At 67.3% G+C, this 21,572-nt stretch carries 21 protein-coding genes; 10 read left to right on the plus strand and 11 right to left on the minus strand.

The features are described 5' to 3' along the window. Positions 1 to 29: 29 nt before the first annotated feature. A complete protein-coding gene (locus B141_RS49210; protein WP_157180962.1) occupies positions 30 to 461 on the minus strand; it encodes a cupin domain-containing protein in 432 nt (143 codons plus the stop codon). A 72-nt stretch (positions 462 to 533) separates the two neighbouring features. On the opposite strand from B141_RS49210, the gene B141_RS0111925 reads away from it, so the two are divergent. Then, the gene (locus B141_RS0111925) at positions 534 to 1,421 is read left to right on the plus strand and encodes a phytanoyl-CoA dioxygenase family protein (protein WP_020575395.1); all 888 of its coding nucleotides are present in this window, start codon (positions 534 to 536) and stop codon (positions 1,419 to 1,421) included. 58 nt (positions 1,422 to 1,479) lie between these two features. Here B141_RS0111925 and B141_RS0111930 read toward each other — a convergent pair whose 3' ends face one another. From B141_RS0111930 to B141_RS0111960, 7 genes are all read right to left on the minus strand, one after another. Next, positions 1,480 to 2,511, minus strand: a complete 1,032-nt coding sequence (locus tag B141_RS0111930; protein WP_063828597.1) for an ADP-ribosylglycohydrolase family protein — start codon at positions 2,509 to 2,511, stop codon at positions 1,480 to 1,482. Then, on the minus strand, positions 2,511 to 3,323 hold the full coding sequence (locus B141_RS0111935) for an energy-coupling factor transporter transmembrane component T family protein (protein WP_020575397.1): 813 nt from the start codon (positions 3,321 to 3,323) through the stop codon (positions 2,511 to 2,513). The genes B141_RS0111930 and B141_RS0111935 overlap by 1 nt, the downstream gene beginning before the upstream one ends. Next, positions 3,313 to 5,145 carry an ABC transporter ATP-binding protein gene (locus B141_RS40210; protein ID WP_020575398.1) on the minus strand — a complete coding sequence of 611 codons (1,833 nt, stop codon included), beginning with the start codon at positions 5,143 to 5,145 and terminating at the stop codon, positions 3,313 to 3,315. The genes B141_RS0111935 and B141_RS40210 overlap by 11 nt, the downstream gene beginning before the upstream one ends. Then, positions 5,142 to 5,921, minus strand: coding sequence for an AIR synthase related protein (locus tag B141_RS0111945; protein WP_026257140.1), 780 nt, complete (start codon positions 5,919 to 5,921; stop codon positions 5,142 to 5,144). The genes B141_RS40210 and B141_RS0111945 overlap by 4 nt, the downstream gene beginning before the upstream one ends. 4 nt (positions 5,922 to 5,925) lie before the next feature. After that, positions 5,926 to 6,483 carry an ECF transporter S component gene (locus B141_RS40215; RefSeq protein ID WP_020575400.1) on the minus strand — a complete coding sequence of 186 codons (558 nt, stop codon included), beginning with the start codon at positions 6,481 to 6,483 and terminating at the stop codon, positions 5,926 to 5,928. 85 nt (positions 6,484 to 6,568) lie between these two features. Continuing rightward, positions 6,569 to 7,225, minus strand: a complete 657-nt coding sequence (locus B141_RS0111955; RefSeq protein WP_237742681.1) for a TetR/AcrR family transcriptional regulator — start codon at positions 7,223 to 7,225, stop codon at positions 6,569 to 6,571. A gap of 23 nt (positions 7,226 to 7,248) precedes the next feature. After that, positions 7,249 to 8,469 (minus strand): cytochrome P450, encoded by a 1,221-nt coding sequence (locus B141_RS0111960; RefSeq protein WP_020575402.1) that lies wholly within the window; start codon positions 8,467 to 8,469, stop codon positions 7,249 to 7,251. A 188-nt stretch (positions 8,470 to 8,657) separates the two neighbouring features. Between B141_RS0111960 and B141_RS40220 the strand changes: the two genes are divergently transcribed. The 6 genes from B141_RS40220 to B141_RS40235 are packed head-to-tail and all read left to right on the plus strand — an operon-like array spanning position 8,658 to position 13,815. Then, the gene (locus B141_RS40220) at positions 8,658 to 9,212 is read left to right on the plus strand and encodes an RNA polymerase sigma factor (RefSeq protein ID WP_020575403.1); all 555 of its coding nucleotides are present in this window, start codon (positions 8,658 to 8,660) and stop codon (positions 9,210 to 9,212) included. After that, positions 9,209 to 9,946 (plus strand): hypothetical protein, encoded by a 738-nt coding sequence (locus B141_RS45520; protein ID WP_020575404.1) that lies wholly within the window; start codon positions 9,209 to 9,211, stop codon positions 9,944 to 9,946. Before B141_RS40220 ends, B141_RS45520 begins: the two co-directional genes overlap by 4 nt. Further along, entirely contained in the window at positions 9,943 to 10,689 is a 747-nt protein-coding gene (locus tag B141_RS0111975) for an ABC transporter ATP-binding protein (RefSeq protein ID WP_020575405.1), read from the plus strand. Before B141_RS45520 ends, B141_RS0111975 begins: the two co-directional genes overlap by 4 nt. After that, positions 10,686 to 12,155: an ABC transporter permease gene (locus B141_RS0111980; protein ID WP_020575406.1), complete on the plus strand. Its 1,470-nt coding sequence runs from the start codon at positions 10,686 to 10,688 to the stop codon at positions 12,153 to 12,155. Before B141_RS0111975 ends, B141_RS0111980 begins: the two co-directional genes overlap by 4 nt. Then, on the plus strand, positions 12,152 to 12,799 hold the full coding sequence (locus B141_RS45525) for a hypothetical protein (RefSeq protein WP_020575407.1): 648 nt from the start codon (positions 12,152 to 12,154) through the stop codon (positions 12,797 to 12,799). The genes B141_RS0111980 and B141_RS45525 overlap by 4 nt, the downstream gene beginning before the upstream one ends. Before the next feature lie 50 nt (positions 12,800 to 12,849). Next, a complete protein-coding gene (locus tag B141_RS40235) occupies positions 12,850 to 13,815 on the plus strand; it encodes a GNAT family N-acetyltransferase (RefSeq protein WP_084678248.1) in 966 nt (321 codons plus the stop codon). Here the strand turns inward: B141_RS40235 and B141_RS0111995 are convergent. Continuing rightward, positions 13,772 to 15,385, minus strand: a complete 1,614-nt coding sequence (locus tag B141_RS0111995) for a family 43 glycosylhydrolase (RefSeq protein ID WP_337587603.1) — start codon at positions 15,383 to 15,385, stop codon at positions 13,772 to 13,774. The genes B141_RS40235 and B141_RS0111995 overlap by 44 nt on opposite strands. Here B141_RS0111995 and B141_RS40240 point away from each other — a divergent pair. From B141_RS40240 to B141_RS45535, 3 genes are all read left to right on the plus strand, one after another. After that, the gene (locus B141_RS40240) at positions 15,287 to 16,021 is read left to right on the plus strand and encodes a maleylpyruvate isomerase family mycothiol-dependent enzyme (protein ID WP_020575410.1); all 735 of its coding nucleotides are present in this window, start codon (positions 15,287 to 15,289) and stop codon (positions 16,019 to 16,021) included. The two genes, B141_RS0111995 and B141_RS40240, sit on opposite strands and share 99 nt — an antisense overlap. Before the next feature lie 344 nt (positions 16,022 to 16,365). Beyond that, positions 16,366 to 18,588 (plus strand): hypothetical protein, encoded by a 2,223-nt coding sequence (locus B141_RS45530; protein ID WP_157180963.1) that lies wholly within the window; start codon positions 16,366 to 16,368, stop codon positions 18,586 to 18,588. Between the two features lie 22 nt (positions 18,589 to 18,610). Then, entirely contained in the window at positions 18,611 to 19,945 is a 1,335-nt protein-coding gene (locus tag B141_RS45535) for a hypothetical protein (protein ID WP_020575412.1), read from the plus strand. A 27-nt stretch (positions 19,946 to 19,972) separates the two neighbouring features. On the opposite strand, the gene B141_RS0112015 is transcribed toward B141_RS45535, so the two are convergent. Continuing rightward, complete coding sequence (locus tag B141_RS0112015; RefSeq protein WP_020575413.1) at positions 19,973 to 21,169, minus strand: RNA polymerase sigma factor; 1,197 nt, start codon at positions 21,167 to 21,169, stop codon at positions 19,973 to 19,975. A gap of 8 nt (positions 21,170 to 21,177) precedes the next feature. Next, on the minus strand, positions 21,178 to 21,528 hold the full coding sequence (locus B141_RS0112020; RefSeq protein WP_020575414.1) for a YciI family protein: 351 nt from the start codon (positions 21,526 to 21,528) through the stop codon (positions 21,178 to 21,180). Positions 21,529 to 21,572 lie beyond the last annotated feature (44 nt).

Here is a 21,572-nt window from a genome sequence, read left to right on the forward strand (position 1 = left end):
GAGGCCTTCGGCGCGCGAGTGCCGCGTGGTCAGGACTTCGCGGAGAAAGGCCTCGAACGGCGGGACCGCCGTGCCCGCGCCGGGCACATGCGGGGCACGGCGCGCCGCCATTGGTCGGCCACTTCTGGAAAACGCTCGAGTAGCGGCGCGATATCGAAGGCCGCGAACAGAAAATGCCATTCGGACGCGGCCGGGCACACCATGTGGTGGATCGTCCCGGGTGGTACGACGAGGAGCTCGTGACGGTCAACGACGTACTCCTCCTCGCCCACCAGCCACCTGGTCGCCGGGCCGCTGAGCTGCAGGTACAGCTCCCACACGTCGTGGCGATGGCGACGGATGAGGAATGACGTCGGGGCCTGCTGGTCGCCGGCGTGGACGAGTCCCGCGACGCCAGCTCGGTCAAGGTGGGCGTGGAAGCCGGCGCGCAGGCCAGCCGGGCGTACGACATCATCGGTCACCTGAAGATTCTGTACGTTCACTGAGTCGATTGTGAACGCCTGAGCGGCAAGGTTCGGCGTACCGTCGGCACCATGACGACCGCTGCGAAAGAGTTCCTCGAGCATCACGCCGACCTGCTCCCCACGGAGGAGGATGTGGCGTTCTTTGTCAACCATGGCTACTGGATTTCGCGGCCAATCCTGCCACCCGCCGTCCTCGACACGGCCGAGCGCGGGATGAAGCGGTTCTATGCCGGCGACCGTGACCAACTGCTGCCGGGTGGTCGTGCCCACGGCGGTTGGACGCCCGAGCATGGTGACGTCCTTCGTAAGAATGACTACGCGTCCCTCGTCGTTGACGAACTCGCCACGCTGGTGCGGCATCCGTTGATCGCGGCCTGTGCCGCCCGGCTCTCCGGTGCTGATGAGATCCGGTTGTGGCATGACCAGTTGCTCTACAAGCCGGCGGAGCGTTCCCTTCCGGAAGGCGGGAAGGTCAACGTCGGTTGGCACACGGATCGGCAGTACTGGCGTACGTGTGCCAGCGCCGACATGGTGACGGCGTGGGTGCCGTTCCACGATGTTGGCGAGCAGAACGGCGCGGTGTCCTTCGTGGACGGTAGCCACCGTTGGGACGACGACGTGGTCCTCGACTTCTTCAACCCGGACCTGTCAACCCTCGACAACGTTCGGGATCGGCACGAGGTGTCGGTGGTCGTGGCCGAGATTCCCCGCGGGGCGATGAGTTTTCACCACTGCCGCACTGTGCACGGCAGCGGGCCCAACCTCGCTGACTATCCGCGACGGTCGATCGCCATTCACCTGCAGCCCGGTGACAACCACTTCGTCGAGCACCATGGTGCCGATGGCAAACAGGCTTGGCACCCCAACGATGAGTACGTCACGCGCACGAGCGACGGCCACCCCGACTACACCGACCCGCTCCTGTGCCCACGCCTCTGGCCGCCCCCCGTCGGGTAACGCTGGCGTGTCGGTGCCCACCTGGCGGCATTCGGACGATGGCGTCACCCCAGCCACCTCACTGGTTGCGTTGGCGGAACACCGCGAGCGCCGCGGCGACGGCAGGAATGTCGAAAGCGTTCACCTCGTCGAGGACCACCCGGTGATCCTCAGGGATACCCGCCATGCCGGCGTAAGCACCGCAGATGCCACCGGCGATCGCCCCGATCGTGTCGGTGTCACCGCCAAGGTTCGCCGCCAGTAACGACGCGCGGATCGGGTCGCCACCGCTGAGCGCCACCAGGGCGAGCGCTACAGGCACAGTCTCCGTCATCGCGACGCCCGCGCCGAGGAAGTCGTACAGATCCTCCAGGACCTCCTCGACCGTCCCTCCGGCCGCCACCCGCCGCAGCGCCCATTCGGTCCTCCGCCGCAGCGAAGCGCCTGGCACCGGATTTCCTCGAAGCAGGCCCAATGATCCCGCCTCGTACGCCGCGGCAAACACCTCGTCCAACCCTCGCGCCGTAAACGCCACAGAGAGAGCGGCCGCGACCATCGAGGCGCCAGCGATAGCGATCGTCGTACGGTGCGACACCGCGCACGCGGCTTCGACGCGGTCCACCAGGGCGACCAGGTCGTTCGGCGGGCTGATGATGCCGACCGGTGCGATCCGCATGGCGGCGCCGTTCGTGTCACTGCGTACGCCGATCTGCTGCAGTGGTGCTCCCGCTCGCAGCGCCTCGATGGCGCGCGCTGAGTTGGGCCCGAGGAAATGACCTTCGCTGGCGCCCACGCGGTCCGCCCAGGCGACCAGATGCCGCGCGATCACCGCCGGCTCGACTCTGCCACCGGACTCGATGATCGCGCCGGCGAGCATCAGGGTTTGTTGGGTGTCGTCGGTGACCTGCCCGGCCGCGTAGCCGTCCACGATGAAATGACCAGGAGGGCCGGGCAGGAAACCAGTGATCTCACCGAAGTGTTCGCGGATCTGCTGCCTCGACCACAGTTCGCCCGGCATTCCCATGGCATCGCCAAGAGCCACGCCGTACAACGCGGCTGTCGCCTTGCCGACGACCGCGGCGTCCGGCCCATCCTTCACCAATTCAGACATCAGAACCCCCAGGATCCCCACCTGATCCGCAGCGCCACCACCGCACCTAGCACCACCGTCAACGCGGCCACAGCCACCCAGTCTCGGGCCCGCATCCGGATCTCGTACAGGCTGGCGACCTTACGACTGGCGCCGTACCCGCGATTCAGCATCGCGGCGGCGAGATTGTCAGCCATGCGAAGGCTTTCGGCAAGCAGCGGCACCATCACCGGAACAAAGGCCCGGACCCGACCGAGCATTCCACCACGTTCGAGCCGCGCGCCCCGCGCACGTTGGGCGTCCTGGACCTGCTCAGCTCTCCGGTGCATCGTGGGTACGAATCGCAGAGCGGTGACGACCAGGAACGTCAATGGGTAGGGCAACCGCGCCTTGCGCATCAGCTGGACGATTCCGTCGATCGGCGTACTCACCGTCAACGCCGTCGTCAAGGCCACCATGCCGAGGAGGCGAAGCGCGAGCGTGCAGCCGGTGAGCAGTCCACCGACGGTGAACGGGAGATGGTCGGTGCCGGGCACGAGATGGAAGAGAACGCGCGCCGCCGACCCGTCGAAGCGAGCCGGTCCGTAGCTAACCGCCGACAGCACCGGAATGAGGACGAGCAAGGGCAGCAGGGGTACGACGACCGGCAGCAGCCGCCGGTGCGACACCTTCGCCCACGCACAGAGTCCGAACGCGATCACCACCAGGACAAGGTTGGCCAGCGGATGCGCGAACAGGAAGAACGCGACGACGCCGACCGCGAACGCCAGGAGTTTCGGGCGCGGGTCGAGCCGGTGCGGCAGCGTGTCGGCCGGCTGATAGTCAGCGAGCATCCGTACTCGCCAACAGATCCGTGAGACTCGCCGCGAGCGACGCGACGTCGAGCGTTGCCGGATCCACCGCGTCAGGTCGTCCGGCGGCGGTGAGCTTGTCCGCAAGGGTGCCTGCGAGCCGCGTGATCGGCGGGACTTCCAGACAGGCCCGGCTCAGTAGGTCAGGCTGGGCGAAAAGGTCTCGCGGGGTGCGGTCTGCCGCGAGCCGCCCGTCGACGAAAACGCATACCCGCTTCGCATGTCGCGCCACCAACGACATGTCGTGCGTGATCAGGACGACCGTGTGGCCCGACCGGTGCAACTCATCGATGAGCCCCATCATCGATCGCGTACCAGCGAGATCCTGTCCTGTGGTGGGTTCGTCGATGACCAGGATGGATGGCGACAACGCCAAAACCGAGGCGACGGCAAGGCGCTGCCGTTGTCCCTTGCCGAGCCGGAACGGATGCCGGTCCGCGACCGTCGACAGCCCGACCAGTTCCAGGACCCGTGCGACCGATTGGTCGATCTCGTCCTCAGGTGCGCCCTGCTGGCGTAGGCCGTAGGCGACCTCCTCCGCAACGGAGGAGCAGAAGATCTGGTGATCGGGGTTCTGGAAGACGTACCCCACCAGGCGGGCGAGCTCGCCGACCGCGCGGCCCGCGATGTCCTCACCGGCGACGCGGACGCTACCGGCGCTTGGGCGGAGCAGGCCGTTGAGGTGCTTGGCGAACGTCGTCTTGCCGGCACCGTTGCCGCCGACCAGCGCGACGAACTCCCCTTGGTCGATGGTGAGATCGACGTCGGCCAATGCGGTCACACCAGGGGAGTACGTGTGCGTGAGGCCCGCGACCTCGATCGCGGGCGTGGTCGGTGGTGGCGTACGTACGTCGGCCGGCCGCCGCGGCGACGTGTTGGCCGCCGGGGCCGGGACGGCCGGTTGCGCCGGGATGGTCGAACCAACGGCGAGTCGAGGTAAGAGCACCCGCTCGGCGTCGGCGAGGGTGAAGGGTAGGTCGTCGGCGGGCAGCACTCCGCTGGCCACGAGCCGCCAGCCGAGTTCGGTGACCTGCGGGGCAGGCAACCCCAGACCACAAACCCGATCAGGGTCGCGGTACAGCTCACGCGGTGTCCCCACGAAGGCGACCGCGCCCTCGCGTACCACGACCACGAGATCGGCCCAGCCGGCAATCAGGTCCGGATCGTGTCCGACCAGCACGATGGTGCGCGCCTGCTCCCGGGCGAGTCGGCGTACGAGATCGACCACCGTGGCCGCGCCGGCGGGATCGAGTTCGGACGTTGGCTCGTCAAGCACCAGGACCCGCGGCTCCATCGCGAGGATCCCGGCGATCGCGAGTCGCTGCGACTCGCCACCCGACAGCTGGTCGGTGGGGCGCGTCGCGAGATCCGACAGCCCGACCATCGCGAGGGCCTCGTCAACGCGTCGACGTACAACCCCGCGGGGGCAACCGAGATTCGCCGGTCCGACCGCCGCATCCTCCTCGACCGTACGGCCGGTGAGCTGCGTTTCCGGATCCTGCATCACCAGTCCGACGTCGCGGACGATCTGCGGCACCGTCTCGCGCGCGACATCGTGGCCGGCGACCCGCACCTGCCCGGTGAGCCGGCCTTCGTACAGATGCGGGATGAGGCCGTTGAGCAGCATGCAGAGCGTCGTCTTGCCCGCGCCGGTCGGCCCTGTGATCGCGATGCGTGCGCCTGCGGGAAGCCTGAGGGTCACATCTCCCAAGGCGGGTTGCGCGGCGTGTTCGTAGGTGAACGACACGCGGTCCAACACGACGATGTCCGTTGCCGCTGTGTTCGTGGTGACCGCTGGGTTCATTGTGGGCGTTCCACGAACCGCCCGACGACCTGGACTGGCAGGCTTGCCCGCAACGCTTTCAGGGACGCGACCAACGTCTCGGGGCCGGCGACGAGCACGCAGCTGGCCGGACCGCCGGACCGACGCAGGTCGACCGGTGTGTCGGCGTTCAGCTCGACGTCCAAGCCGGCTGACGCGGCGAGGTCGTGTAACTCAGCGGCGACACCGCGCGAGCCGACCGGCAGCATGTCGTGAACGCCAGTCAGGCGGCCCGTCGCGAGTACCTCCGCGACACTCACCTGGCCCGGATGGCCCTGGTAGATCTTGTCCTCGGGGGCCGAGAGCGGCAGACCGAGCAGGATGGCGCTGTCACCGGGCCGTGCCTCGCCCGGGCGCAGGTCATCAGGGTGCGCCAGCCCGATCACCGTGACGCCGACGCCGGTCTGGGCGACGGGGACGTTCTCCTCGGTACTCCCGGTCAAGGCCTCCGGATCCGTGAGCCCGACGTCGGTGAGCAACTCGCGCATGGCCGCGATGATCGCTCGACCGGTCGGCTCCATCTCGACACTGAGTGTGTTGACGACCAGGACGGGCCGCGCGCCCGCGGCGAGTATCTCCAACAATGGAACGCGTAACGCGAAGTGGCCACACGTCGCGGGATCGGTCCGATAGACGTCGTGGGGTTTGTCGCCGATCGCGCCCAGCGAATCACAGGCCACCACCATCACCTGGCCAGGTGTGAGGGGAACGACGGTCAGATCCCGAACGGCTCGCCGGCCGCCGGCGTTGTCATGCACGGGATCAGCCGTTGCCGTTCCGGCGTTCGCCCACCAGACCTCCACGCGCGAGGACGGAGTACGCGGCGGAAGCGATCACCACGTTGGCAGTGGCGCCGACCAGCAGCGGCACCAGCAGCGCGATCGCCGGACCCGCACCGATGAACGGCATCACCACCACAATGCCGGCGATCGCGTTGAGGGCGATCGCGACGACGGCCGCCAGAATCAGGAAAGTCCTGCGCGCCAGATATCCGAACGCCACCACTGAGACCGGCATGACGACGATCGCCACCAGCAGGTGGACGGGCAGGCTGAGGGGAAAGCCGGTGGTGAGCGCGCTCGCCAGGTGACCGATCCCACCGACGATGGCGCTCGGCAGACCACCGAACGCCACGCCGGCGAAGAATCCGGGAGCGCTGTCGAAGGCCACCGTGCCGGTCGGGCTGGGAATCTTGATCAACGCGCCAACCGCGCTGAGCGCGATGAGGATGGCCATCCGCGCGATCTGACGTGGCGCGAAAATGCCTTTGCCGGGGCGGGATCCGCCAGTCGGAGGTGCGGTCTCGGACGCGTCTGCCATGAGGGAGTTCTCCGTCCACAGTCAGGCGGCGTTGTTGATCGCCTAGACGATCCCCGAGACTTCCCAGGCAGTCAAGGGCTTCCCTCTACTCTCGTGAGGAGGTGCCCGGGTCCGCGGATGTGACGGGAGCCAGCAACAACCCGACGATCGCGTCGATCAGTCCGGTCGCCAGCTCCTGCCACGTGGTGCTGGCTGGTGGGGTTCCGTCAGCCAGGGCGCGTTCGTGGTCCGCACACATGTGCACGATCAGGTGACGCGCCATCTCGCCGCGTTGGAGACGTACCTGGAACGGCAAGGCTGGAAGGCTGTGGTTGAGCCCGTCAAGAAGCTCTTGCAAGGGTGGAGCGCTGAGTGCCTCGTCAATCATGATGGCGCGGAGTGCGGGGTCGGTCATCACCTGGGCGCCGAACCGCGCGTACCACGTGGGACTTCCCAGCGTGGCAAGGTGCTCGGTGACCGGGCGTACGAGACAGGCCACCCAGTCCCGCACCTCCGCACTGTCGCCGAGCTTGGCCAACATCCGCAGGCGAAGCCGTTCGATCCGCTCGTCGTGCTTACGCACGATCGCACGCACCAGGTCCGCCTTGGTGCCGAAGTGATAGCCGACGGCGAAGTTGTTGCCCTGTCCCGCGGCCTCGCTGACCTGGCGGTTGGACACCGCGAATACGCCGTGCTCGGCGAACAGGCGTTCCGCCGCGGTCAGGATCAGGTCGCGGGTCGCGCCACTCCGCTCGGCGCGCACGGACCTGATGCTGCTCGGCACGGTCACCACCGCACCGGAACCTCGCGTAGCCCGCCGACGATGAGTCCCTCCACCCGGTGCAGGTCTTCCGCCGCGACAGCGAGTTCGAGAGAGGGAAGCCGGCGCAGCAGAACGTCGAGCACCGTCTGGAGTTCGGTGCGGGCAAGTGTTTGGCCAAGGCAGGAGTGCGGTCCGGTGCCGAAGGCCAGATGGGGATTCGGGTTGCGGTGAAGGTTCATCTCGTCGGCGTCGGCGAACGCGCTCTCGTCGCGGTTGGCCGCGCCCATGTTGCATACGACGGTGGTGCCGCGGGGGAGCAGGGTGCCGCCGACTTCGACCTCGTTGGTGAGATACCGCGGCATTCCGAATCCTGCGTTGGCGTCGAACCGCAGCGCTTCCTCCACGGCCGTACGAATCAGCGATCTGTCCGCGAGCAACTGCTCCCACCGCTGCCGGTCGGCCAGCAGCATCGCCACCATCTTCCCGATCATGTTCGTGGTGGTCTCGTGTCCGGCGACCAACAGACCCTGGCCGGTGGCGACGAGTTCCTCCTCAGACAGCCGGCCACCGGCAGGATCGGTCGCGTTGATGAGTTCGCTGAGCAGGTCCTCGCCCGGCTCCGTACGCCTGACGGTGATGTGCCCGCGCATGTACGACAGGAACTCCGCCTGTGCGGCGTCAACCTCAGCTTGCGTATACCTGGTGAGGTTCAGCAGGGTTTCGGACCAGTAGGTGAATCTTTCCCGATCGGTGTCCGGAACGCCGAGCAGGTCACAGATCACCCACACCGGCAGCGGAAAGCCAAGGCGCGCCCTGAGATCCGCTGGACAACCGTCTTCCAGAAGCTCATCGATGAGCCGGTCGGTCATCGCCTCGATCTTCGGTTGGAGAGCGGTCATCCGCTTGACGGTGAACCACTTGACGACCATTCGCCGCCACCGCAGGTGCCCCTCGCCGGTCTGGGAGATCGATGACGCGAGCGTGCTGTTGAATGGTCCGCCCGATTCGTTGGTGGAGATCCGGGCTGCGTCGTCCGCGTCCAGTTGGCGGGTGAATCGCGGATCTGACAAGACCAACTTGACATCGTCGTAGCGGGTGAGGAGCGATGCCTCATCACCGCTGGGCAGGCGAATCGCGGCAACCGGACATTCCTGCCGTAATCGCGCCCATTCGGCCGGCGGCTCCAGGGCCGCATCGCTGGGAATCGGGTAGTTAAGTACCTGTCCGTTGTCGTCCTGGCTCACTGTGACACCCCCGGAGGCCAAGCTGCGATTGCGTCCAGTCAAGTCCGCCCGCGAAGTTAAGTCAACCGCCTGACTTGTCCCGTACGTCGCCGCCCGGGGGCGGAGATCGGCTCCCGCTGAGACTCGCAGTAAGAAGAAGTTCTGCGTCCTCGTGAACCCGGAGGCGCTGGAACGCAACAGAGAAGGCGATGGACGACGACGAGCTGGTCAGTGCCGTGGCGGGTGGTGACGACGGGGCGTTGCGCGAGCTGTTCTCGCGGCATGCGCCGTGGTTGGCTGCCCGGCTGCGTACGGTCCTGCCCGCCGCCGATGTGGAGGACGTGCTCCAGGAGACCTTCGTGGGGGTGTGGCGAGGTGCCGCGGGTTACCGGTCGGGGGGTGCCGGTGGATGGCTGTGGGGGATCGCGCGGCGGCAGGCGGCGTTGTGGCTGCGCCGCCGGGGCCATCCGGAACGGCTGGTGACCGCTCTGGTTGCGGCCGGTGAGCTGCAGCCGGTGGACCCGACGGAAGCGGCGTTGTCCCGGGCAGAGCTTGCCGCCGCCGTCGAGGCGCTGGGCCCGGAGGGCAGCCCGCAGCGGGAGACCTGGCGGCTGATGTACGTCGAGGACCGGCCGGTGGCTGAGGTAGCTGAGCTGATGGGCGTGCCGGAGGGGACGGTGAAGAGCCGCGCGTACCAGATCCGCCGGCTGATGCGCGCGGCGCTGCGACGCCACGACCCGATGCTCGAGAGAGGTGGGCGATGACCAGCGACCATGAGGTGGGTCCCGATCGTGCCTCGGCGCGGCCCGGCCCAGCTCCGCGCGACGTCGACCTGGACCGTGTCTGGGTCGGGGTGGCCGCCGAGGTGTGGCGGCGCCGTCCCGGTCCGGTGGAGCGGCTGGCCGGCCGGCTGCTCCGCTCGCCGGGCCTGGCTCGGGCGTTGGTGACCACGCCGTCGCTGCTGCTCGCGTGGGTCGTCGCCACCGCGGTGGTGCTGCTGGCCGGGGCGCTGGCCACGCTGGGGACCGGGACGCCCTACGTCGCGCTCGTCGCGCCGGCTGTGGCCGCAGCGGGTATCGCGTACGCGTACGGACCCGGCGTCGACCCGGCCTGGGAGCTGTCGTGCAGCGTCGCGGTCAGCGATCGGATGGTGCTGCTGGTCCGGGCGCTGACGGTGTTCGGTCTGAACGCGGCGTTCGGGCTGGCCGCCTCGGCCGCGTCAGGCGTCGCGACGGCGGTCACGCTCGGCTGGCTGCTCCCGATGACCGCTGTGTGCGCGCTGGCGCTGGCCACGGCGACGGTCGCCCGGTCGGCGAACGTCGGTGTCGCGGCCGGCGTGGCCAGCTGGCTGATCGCGATTCTGGCCGGCCAGGCGGCCACCGGGCGGATCAGCGCCGCGGTGACGACCTCAGCACTGTGGCTTCCCTGTCTGGCGTTCGCCGGCTGCTGCGCGGCGATCGTGCTCTACACGACCAGGATCCCGAAAGGAAGCTCATGAACGTCGCGACCACTGATCTGACCCGCCGGTTCGGCCGGAACGTGGCCGTGGCCGGGGTGACCCTGGACGCGGGTCCGGGCGTGTTCGGTCTGCTCGGCCCGAACGGGGCGGGCAAGACCTCGCTGCTGCGGATGCTGGCGACGGTGATCCCACCGTCGTCGGGCCGCATACGGTTGCTCGGTCGTGATCCCGGCGTCTACGGGCAGCGCCGGCAGATCCGGCGCAGGCTCGGCTACGTACCGCAGAATCTGGGCTTCTACCCGGGGTTCACGGTCGTGGAGTTCGTCGAGTACTTCGCGCTGTTGAAGGAGCTGCCGGCGGCGGAGGTGCACCGCGCGGTCGCCGTCGCGGTCGAACGCGTCGGCCTGGGAGACAAGGCGACGGCGAAGCTGCGCACCCTCTCCGGAGGGATGCTGCGCCGGGTGGGCATCGCGCAGGCGATCGTGAACGAGCCCGAACTCCTGCTCCTGGACGAACCGACCGCCGGACTGGACCCCGCGCAGCGGGTCGCGTTCCGGGCCCTGCTGCGCGACCTCGGGCAGCAGGCCACCGTCATCGTCAGCACCCACCTGGTCGAGGACGTCGGCGCCGCCTGCACCCAGGTCGCCCTGATGGACCAGGGAAAGATCGTTTTCCACGGTACGCCGGACGAGCTGGTCGCCCGCGGCGCCGGAACAACGGCGGCGGGCGATGCCCCGCTGGAGCGCGGCTACAGCGCGGTGCTGGCGGAGGCGGGCTCATGACCGCCACACCCGCCATGCCGGTGCCCACCCGGCCCGGCCGGACCGCCCGCGTGCCGCTGGCGGCGGCGGGGCGACTGCTGCGGTTGGAGCTGCGCCGCAACGTGATGCTGTGGCTGCTGCCGATCGTCGCCGCGCTCTTCTGGCTGGTCACGTACCGGCCGGCGATGGCGTACCCACCGTTGTGGAACGTCCGTGCGATGACCATGCAGACCAGCGCCTCGGCGGTCTTCGTGCCCACCGTGGTCGGCGCCGCCGCCTGGCTGGGCTCGCGGGAGGCCCGGCACGGCATGACCGACCTTCTGTCCGGCGTCTCCCGCCCGCGGTGGGTCCGCCAGCTCGCCACCTGGGCCGCCACCACCTGCTGGGCGCTGGTCGCCTACCTGGGCTGCGTGGCTGCGCTGTACGCGGTCACCGCTCAGCAGGGGGCCTGGGGCGGCCCGCTGTGGTGGCCGGCCGCTGTCGGCGCCGCGAGCCTGCCCGCGTTCTCCGCGCTCGGATTCGCCGCCGGCGCGCTGCGCCCCAGCCGGTTCACCGCACCACTGGTCGCGGTCGCCGCGTTCCTCGCGCTCGAACTCACCGCGCAGTTCATCCAAGGCGACGACTCACCCTGGCAGGTGTCCCCGCTGGTCGCGGGCCCCTGGGAGATCGGCGCCGACCATGGCGTCGCGACGTTCTACCGGTACCTGCCTGACCTGCCCATCGTCCAGCTGATGTTCCTCGCCGGCCTCACCGCGGCGCTGCTCGGCGTACTCGGCCTGCCCGCCGGGTCCGGTGGCCGGTGGGTACGCCGTTTCACCGCCGGCCTCACCACGGCCGGCGTGCTGGCCGCGGTCACCGCGACCGCGCTGGCTGGCACCGGGCGGCTCGACCCCCACGGCATGATCGCCATCCCCGCGCTGCACAACCCTGCCAACGACCGTCCCGTCCCCTACACCCCCGTGTGCGGCGACACCCCCATCCCGGTCTGCCTGCACCCCGCGTACGCCAGCTACCTGCCCACCCTGACAGCCGCACTCGAACCGGTACTCGGCGAACTGGCCGGCCTGCCTGGCGCGCCGGCTCGCATCGACCAAGCCGCCGCGACCTACCGACAGGAATCGGGCAACGGTGTCAGTATCAGCAGTGCCGGCCCGGCCATGAGAGGGACGCCGCCAACGCTCCACCTCCTCCTTCCCTTCCAACTGGCACGTTCGGCAACCACGGACGAACTAACCAGCGAGCTGCGAACGAACACCGCGCGCGAGATCCTCAACAGCGTCATCGGCGGTGACCGCCGCAGGACGACCGACGCGCAACAGGCGGTCGCCGCCGCCATCCTGAAGACCTCTACGCTCCCACCGGGTTCCCCCACCGCCAACGCCGCGCAACGGTTCGCCGCCCTGCCACCCGCCACCCGGCACGCCTGGCTCACGCGCCACGTGGCCGCGCTGCGAGCCGGTCAGCTCACCCTCGCGGAGCTGCCATGACTGTTGTCGCGGCCGGCAAGCCGCCGGCGGGATCCGCCCGTGGTGGCCTACGCCTGCTACGGCTGCACCTGAGCAGCCGCCGCGTCCCAGCGGCCCTGGCCGCGATCGCGGCCTGCGCTGTCGTACTCCGGATCGCGCTGCTCTGGCAGTGGGACGCCTACGGCGCACTCCAACTCCCGCTGATCCTCGAAACCGGGTGCGCCGTCGCCATCGCCGTCACCACCGCCAGCCCGTTCGGCGAACCGGAACGCGCCACCGGCCGATGGCTGCCGCTCCTGCGACTGGGCACGGCGCTGACCCTGACCGCCGCCGCAGTAGGCGCACTGGCCGTCGCGGGAATCGGCGCTCATCTCGCCGGGGGCGGCTTGGACGTGCTGCGCAACCTCGCCGGACTAACCGGCATCGGCCTGCTGTGCGCCGCATTCCTTGGCGGAGCACTCGCATGGGCCGCCCCCACTGCCTACCTCGTGATCGCCATCTACGCCCTGTACACCCAGTGGCACGGTCCCGCACTCACTACACCCTGGATCTGGCCCGCCCGCCCACCACACGACCTCGGCGCCGCCGTCTGCGCCGGCCTGGTCTTCATCACCGGCCTGGCCGCCATCGCGCTACGCGGAGCCCGCGACGCCGCCAACAAGTGATCTTGGGCTTGCCGCTCAGTCTGTCGTGGGGAGGCTCGTAGAGTCGGGTCATGGCAACTTTTCGACCGTATGCCGAGGCCGATGCTCCGGCCGTGGCCGCACTGGCGAACGACGTCGAGGTTCACTTCGGTGGACCGCCGTTGTTTGGTCCCCATGATGTGGGCGACTGGATGCGGGGTATACGTGACGTGGATCTTGACACCCGACTTGTGGTGACGTCGGACGGCATGGTTGTCGCGTACGGGCTGGTCTCAGCGCCCGCGGACGGGGGACAGCAGGCCGGCATGAACGGCGCCGTTCATCCGGCATGGCGCGGGCAAGGCATCGGTCGGGAACTCCTGGCATGGCAGGTCGGGCGCCTTGATGATCTGCATCGTCAGATCGCGCCGACAGCCGATTGGACCGCCCGCGCAGGCGCGCACCGGCAAGACACCGTCGCGCAGCGCCTGCTCGAGCGTGAGAGCTTCACTCCGGTCCGGTACTGGTTCGGTATGGAGGCGCCGACTACGGCAGCGGCGACTGTCCGGGCGTTGCCCACCGGGCTGCGGGTTCAGAACGCCGCGGATGTCGACTCGGCGGCGCTCTATTCCGCACATCTGGAAGCGTTCGCCGAGCACTTTGGCTTCGAGCCACGCGGCATGCAGGAGTGGACTGCCCGCACGATTGAGTCGGCCGGGTTCCGGCCAGACCTGTCCCGGATCGTGTACGACGACGACATCGTTGCTTACGTCCTGGCGTTCGACGAGCCCCAACCCGATGGCGTGTACGTCGGTGTCGTCGGTACCCGACCAGTCTGGCGTGGCCGGGGCCTCGCTTCCTTCCTGCTGGCCGAGGTGCTGACCGCTGCCGCTGCGGCGGGCAAGACAACGGCCCGGTTGAACGTCGATGCGACCAACCCGACCGGGGCGGTCGAGATCTACAAGCGGGCGGGCTTTGCCGTGGTGTCTGAGTTCGTCTCCTATTCGAGGCCCCTTAGGACGTTTGGCGCAAGCCTTTCCGGATTTCCGCGCGGCTGATCTCGAGCGCTCCGTCGATGACGTCCAGAGCGATCGTTCTGCCTGGTCGATCGTAGGCGCGTGCGTTGAGCGCCACTCCGTCGACATACAGCGTCGCGATGCTGTTGTCGACGATCACCGTGATGGTGTAGTCGCGTTCAGGTGTGAGCGTGATGGGTCGCTCGAGACCCTTGTTGTCATAGCGATACCAGGGATAGTTGGGGCGTCGATCAAAGCTGACCCGGTTTTCGGGGATGCTGAATCTGTATTCGTACCCATCTCCGGTCGCCTTGTCCTCGTAGAGGCGGAGGCTGAAGGCCCTGGTGCCAGCCGTGAAGCGCACCGTGGTTTCGAAGGCGAACACCTCGCCCGACTCCTCGGCAAGGACGCACTCAGCGAGTGAGTCGCTGGTCTGAAGAGTCATTAGTGCGTGCGGGAGTGTTACCGGATCGCTGAATGCGGCCACAACTCCGGCGGGTGGGACGACACCGAGGGATCCGTCGTCGCGCTGCATGATCTCGTGTACGACAAGCGTTCCGCCCCACTGCCACGAACGGCGTTCATCGCAGTCCTCCTTCGTGGGCACCCAGCCGAAGAGATACCGCTGGTCGCCGTGGGCTGCAGAGCGAGCGGCGTAATACGCACGTCCGTCGAAGGCGTCATCCGCGGGCGCGACCCAGGGGCCGTCGAGGCTTCGACTCATGCGGTAGACCGTCTTGCTCTTGTCGCTGTATTCGGTCGTCAGGAGATACCAGTAATCTCCCATCCTGAAGAGATCGGGCATCTCGTGCATCGAATAGAGGCCGGGCGCCCAGAAATCTCCCTCGAACGTCCAGGCGCGAAGATCGGTCGAACTAAACGACACGGTCCGGCCGGTGAGAATCTTCTCTCCGTCGACCTTGCGGGCGCCGAGGATCATCACGTAGCGCTGCGTGTCGTCATCCCACAAGACGAAGGGATCCCGCCAGTCGTCTGGATCGTAACCAGGCTGGGGGACGACGAGCTCCTGTCCCGTCTTGGTCCAGGTCGTCAGATCCGGACTCGTGGCGACCATGAGCACCTGCGACGCCTTCCCGCGAGCTTTGAAGTCGCGGTTGTAGCCGGTGTACATGGCATAGAACGTTCTGTCGGCTTCGAAGACGCTGCCGGCGAAGATGAACTGGTCCTGGTCGTCGTCCCCGCCGCGTTCCAGGACCTCGCCGAGATCGTCGTACGACACGAAGTCGGTGGTACGCGCCAACGCCCAGCCGAACGGCTCCCCGAACGGGCCCGGCTTCCGGGTGTCGCGTTGGTGGAAGAGATAGAACACGCCGTCCTTGCACAACGGCATACAGTCTCCGAACCAGCAGCCGTCAGGTTGGTAGTAGAGATCGTGCAATGCCCTCAAGTCCCTTCGAGGTGCGCGCCGAGAGGTCAGTCGAGAACGGACTCTAGACCCGGGTGAGACGAAACCCGGATGCCGCTGTCGGCGCCGTTGCCTAGGGTGGCGGCCATGACTCTCTCTACCGATGCGTGCCTTGCCGCGATCACATACCACTCTCGTGGCTTCGCCGACGCTGTCCGTGACAACCTCGACGCGCGGGTCGAGCACTGTCCCGACTGGGACGTTGCCGACCTGGTCTGGCACCTGACCGAGGTGCACTGGTTCTGGCGAACGATCGCGGGGGAGCGGCTGGCCGCGCCGGCAGACGAGTCCCAGCGGCCGGGGCGTCCGGAGAGGGAGGATCTCGTCGCGGCGTTCGAGCGCGGTGCCGCCGAACTCGTCGACACGCTTCGCGACGCTGACCAGGAAGCACCCGTGTGGACCTGGTTCCCCGGACGCCAGGACATCGGGTTCATCACGAGGCACCAGGTGCAGGAGGCCGCCGTGCACCACTGGGATGCCGTGAACGCCGCTGGGAAGGCATGGACGGTGGAGACCGAGGTGGCGGCCGACGCGGTCGAGGAGTTCCTCACCTGCTCCCTGGCCGACGAGAACGACGTCAAGCAGCTGGGCCGATCCCTGTCCGGCCCGATCGTCCTCACCGCGACCGATACCGGATCCTCGTGGACGATCGCCCAGGCAGACCCTGCCGCCGCACTGCTGTGGACGCCTCGTGCGGATGGCCCGGCGACGGTCAGTGGTACGACGGCGGATCTGCTGCTCTGGCTGTATGGCCGCGTTGCCCTGCCCACCGACCAGCCCGAGCGGGTCGCGGAGTTCCGTTCCCTGAGCTCCACCGACTAGACGAACAAGGTCAGCTGCGACAGGTGTCGGTTTACGAGAAGACGTACAGACGATGACGAGCGAGTCTCGCGAAGTGGCCGTTTCCGGACACCTGTAGCTAATCGAGATCACCGGCTAACCAGCCAGTGGGAACGGTTTGCCCGAATTCGGGCAAACAACCAGGCCCGATCTGTCCGATTCCTTTCCATTAGCGGCAATCCCCGCACGTCGACGATCTCGCAAGGGTCAGGTCTTGCGCGGGTCGGTAGCGTGTGCCGGTCTGTCGGGGTGTGCGTGGGGGGCCAGCACGCTCTATCGCATCGTGTCCGCGTTGTTCGTTCTGCAATGCCCGCATCGTTCACGTCGTGCGTCGCTGGGAGGGGAACCCCTTGATGGTTCTGTCGGGCGGTCGTCGAATCACCGCGTTGCTGCTCGGGTGCCTGATCCTGATCGGGGGTACGGCGGCGATCGCCGAGCCTCGTTCCGGTAGCGACCGGGAGCGAGCGGCTTCGACCTTGACCAACACGATCACTGATGCGTGGTCGGTGACCATGTTCGCCGAGAAGGGTGAGTACCTCGGTCGCGGCGTCGACCGCCACTACGACGAGTCGAATGGCACATTGCGGGTATCCTCAACGGGCACCAACGGGGCCAAGGTATGGATCACTGGTGGGCCATATAACCAGAGTTACGGCTTCGACTTCGCGGCCGCGGACTATGGACACTTGACGCCGGGCTTCTATCCTGACGCCCAGGCGTGGCCCTTCCAGGATCCCGGCCGACCAGGTATCAGCATTTCTGGCGACGGACGTGGTTGCAGTGACGAGATCGGTAACTTCGAGGTACGCGACATCGCCTGGTCAGCCGATCGTACGATCATCACTCGGCTGTGGATTTTGTACGAGCAGCACTGCGGGGAAGGAAAGCCAGCGCTCTTTGGTGAGATCCGGTTCGGTGCGTCGATGGGGAGCGTGGACGTCGAGTCGGATGCTGTGCGCTGGCCCGAAACCTATCGCGGCCAGTTGGGCAAGTCGGTTCCGCTCCGGGTCCGCCAACGTGGCAACGCCGCGGCCCAGGTTTCCACCATCGCGCTCGATGGCGCCCATCCGACGGACTTCGTGATCGACTCCAACGAGTGTTCTGGGCTTTCCCTCGACGTGGGCAAATCCTGTCTGGTCTCAGTGAGATTCGCGCCGAGCGTAGCGGGACCGCGCACCGCGCGCTTGCGGATTACGACGAGCGCCGGGACCTTCCAGGTGCCCCTCGATGGATACGGCCTGCCAGGTGTCACCGAGTGGTCATTCACGAGTACCGCCGACGATCCTATCGGCGGAGGCGGCACCTACCTCTACACTGCCCCGCGGGATGCCTTCCTCTACAGGGGTTCATCCAGCCGTATAAGCGGCAGCGTCACCGCGGCGAACGGCGACCTGTGGAACACGACCTTCGCCCCTGCGCGGAACGATGCCCTTGCGGAGGGCAGGACGTACGACAACGCACAGAAATACCCGACTGGCGACGCGGTCCCGTCGATGTATGTCTCCAGAAGTACCGGTTGCACCACGATCAATGGGAGTTTCACGGTCACGCAGCTAGGGATATCCCCGGTAACCGGCGCGCTCGATCGCATAGATGTCAGCTTCCGACAGACCTGTGACGGGAAGGGGTCGCTCCAGGGCCGCATGCGCTACCGGGCCAGGGCAGATGTCACGCCCCCAGCCCGAGTGACGAGTGCGGCAGCGACCAGGACCGGTGCGACATCGGCGCGCCTCTCGTGGGTCAATCCCACCGACACCGACTATGCCAGCACAGTCGTGCGGTACTTGCCCGCGAACAATCTGGGGTCCGGAATCGCGACTGCGGGCTATCTCGCCTACGCCGGCGAGGGCACCGGTATCGACGTCTCGGGTCTGCGTTCGAACGAAACGTATTCGTTCGCCATCTTCACGTATGACAGCACCGGCAACGTGAGTTCTGCACGGGTCGTCACCCTGCCAGGCTCGTTGGACCAGACACTGATCTTGTCGGCTCGGGTGACCACATTGACCTATGGAGCAACCGCCTACTTCGGTGGGGAACTCTCGTACTGGGACGGCACCCCACTGTCGAAGCGGTCAGTTCGGCTGCAGGTGCGACCACTGGGTACGACCACGTGGTCGACGGTGAGTACGCACACGACGTCAGCATTCGGCGGCATCACGGCGTCGCCGAAACCCTCGACGAGTGGCGATTATCGGTTGCTAGCCGCAGCCGCTCCCGGATACACCGAGGTCGAGAGTAAAACGGTCCGAATACATATCGGTCAGAAGGTCACCGCCGCGCTCAGCAGGACTTCGATCACCCTCGGACAGACCGTAACGGTGACCGGCTCCGTGGCGCCCAGCCACGCCGGCCAGCCGGTACAACTCCAGCGCTACTACTCGGGTGCGTGGCACACACTGAAGCAGGCGACATTGTCCAGTTCGAGTACGTACAGCTTCAGCTACACGCCGACGTCCAAGGGGACCTACAGCCTTCGCGTCTACCGGGCGGGAGACGTTGACCATCTCGCTGGTAACTCGACCACACTCAAGCTGACGGTCGGATAGGAGACTCGTGCGCACTCCAGGTATGCGTACTCGCCACGTCAAGGTGCTGTCGCTGAACGGATTCAGTGGTCGGGGTGGAACGGTCGTGAAAGGACGCCGCAGGCTGATGGCGTTGGTGTTCGCCTTGGCGTGCGTCCTCCTGGTCAACCTGAGCGCGCCCGCCAACGCTGCCTGGAGTACGTCATGGCAGGTGTCGGCTTCGGGTTGGGATCCGTCAAACCCTCGCGATATGGCCGTCGACCGTCAGGGCGACGCCATCTTCGTCTGGATGGCTGATAACCGTCAGACCCTCGGCTCGGACCAGGTCCAAATGAGAATGAAACCGGCGAGTGGGTCGGCTGGCTCAATTAAGACCCTGTCAGCTCTGGGACCGTTGTCGACGGCGCCCCAGGCGGCCTCCGACGACGATGGCGACTCCGCCGTGGTGTGGAGACAGGAGGGACGAATTGTGGGTCGCCGAGTATCGGCGTCGGGCGAGGTCGGACCCATCCGACTCATCTCTTCCTTGATTCCCAACGCCGTGGCAGACAATCCAGTCGTGGTCGTTTCACCGTCAGGAGTTGCCCTGGTGGTGTGGACCGAGTTCCGCATTGAGGAGCGGGTCGTGCTGGCTCGACACTTCTACCCGGATGGGCTCGTGGGCCCTGTTCTCGCCCTCGGTGAGGGCAGCGAAATGCCCGCCGCGGACATCTCCCGCACAGGGACGGCTGTCGTCGCATGGACAGATAATCAGAGCAGAGTGCTTGCCAGGCGGATCAGCCCTGGATACGTGTCATCCGCGCAGGTGCTGATCGCGCCCATTTCTTCCGTCGGTGGATTCGGATGGGTGCATGTTGGTGTCGACCAAGATGGCGACGCGGTCATCAGCTTCGCCTCCAATGGTGAGGAGCAACCGGGACTCTGGATCTCCCGGTGGAGCAGGTCGGGGTCGTTGTCCGCGCCGTTCGTGGCCTCCGCGCCAACGGACAGGCTCGGGATGTTCCATGCGCTCGCGACGGATCTGGAAGGCGATTCGATGCTCGTCTGGACCCGCGGGAACAGCTCGAATCAGCTCGAGATGGTTGGTCGGATGGTCAATCGCGACGGCGCACTGGGTGCCATCACCCGCCTGGGCCTCTACGATCATCCTCAGCTTGCGCTCGATGATGACGGCGATGGACTCGTTACGTTCGACATACCAGGCTCTACCGATCAGGTCGGCACCCGGACCATCTCCCGTACTGGATCGTTTGGATCAACCAAGACGCTCAGCGGCCGTTTTCACCAGGTCGATATCGGCCCGACTGGACGCGCCACGGTTATGTGGATGAGCGGGACCTATCCCGACGTCGCATACCGCGCGATTTCCGGACCGTGATGCTTAGAGGTCGTCAAGCGCGACCTCTTACGTGAAGAGGTCGAGGCGTTGGCCCAGAAGTGCTTGCTGGGCGGGGTTCTGGGTGAGGCTGAGGGCGCGCTGATCAGCGGTCGCGGCCTCGCCGGTACGCCCAAGATCGCGGAGAAGCTCCGCCTTGGTCGCGTGAAAGATCGGGTACGCCTCCAAACTGCCAGCAAGCTCGTCGAGTTCGGCAAGGGCGGCTTGCGGGCCGGAGGTGTAGCGAGTCGCGATCGCCCGGTTAAGCCGGATGACCGGAGAGGGCGAGAGCAGGAGCAGCAGGTCGTACAACACGCGGATCTGCGGCCAGTCGGTGTCTTCCCATCGCCGTGCTTCGGCGTGACAGGCGACAATCGCCGCCTGGAGTTGGTACGGCCCCGGACGGTGGTGCCTCGCGGCCCGGGTCAGGATGTGGATAGCGGCGTCGACGGCGTCCTGGTCCCACAGCGACCGGTCCTGTGCCTCCAGCGGCACCAACCCGCCGTCGGAGTCGAAGCGGGCGGCCGCGCGGGCGCGATGGAGGCGGATCAGCGCGAGCAGCCCGCCGACCTCCGGCTCGGCGGGCATCAGCGTGTGCAGGAGGCTCGCGAGCCATTCGGCGTCGTCGGACAGGTCCTTGGAGTGTGCCTGGTCCGCGGTGGACAGGTAGCCCTCGTTGAAGACGAGGTAGATCACCGTGAGGACCTCGGCCAGCCGGGGTGCGAGTTCGTCGTCGGCGGGAACGCGGTACGGAATTCCGGCCGCGGCGATCTTGCGTTTGGCGCGGGTGATCCGCTGCGCGATCGTGGTCTCCGGCACCAGAAACGCGCGCGCGATCTGGGCGGTCGTCAGCCCGCACACGATCCGCAGGGTGAGCGCCACCTGTGCCGGGCGGCTGAGGGCCGGGTGGCAGCAGGTGAAGACGAGCTGGAGGCGGTGGTCGGGCTCGGCCGGGACGGGCCACTGAAGCTGCGCGAGCTTGCGGCGATAGTTACCTTCGCGCCGGAGCACGTCCAGGCCACGCCGGCGGGCAACAGTGAACAGCCAGGCGTCGGGGCGTTCCGGGATACCGTCGAGCGGCCACCGCTCCAGCGCGGCGACGACCGCATCCTGGACGAGATCTTCAGCGGTACCGAAGTCACCGATCAACGGGACCAGCGACGCCGCCAGCTGGCCCGCGTGCTCACGCAACACTCGGGCCAGCTCGGCCTGCGGTACGCCGCTCACCGAAGCGCTCAGCGTTCCATCGCCTCGGGCGGACGGATCTCGACGATCGGGCACCCGGGCCAGTCCCGGACCATCCGCAGTGCCTCGTCCAGATCGGCTACCTCGATCTCGAGGAAACCGCTGACGATCTCCTTGCCCTCCACGAAGGGCCCGTCAGTGATGATGGGCTCCGCGCCGTCCAGACGTACCGTCGTCGCGGTCTCCGGTGATGCCAGCTTGGCGCCGTTCCCGATCTTGTCGGCGTACTCCGCGAGCCACCTGTCGACCCGCGCGAACGCCTGCCCCCGCTCGGCGGGGCTCATCGTGCGGAACCTCTCGGCGAACTCCTCGGTCTCCACGAACATCAACACGTACTTCACTGTGGCCTCGATTCCTCGGGCTCTTGCCGGACACCCGTCACAAG

Source organism: Actinopolymorpha alba DSM 45243, from assembly GCF_000373925.1.
Classification (GTDB): domain Bacteria; phylum Actinomycetota; class Actinomycetes; order Propionibacteriales; family Actinopolymorphaceae; genus Actinopolymorpha; species Actinopolymorpha alba.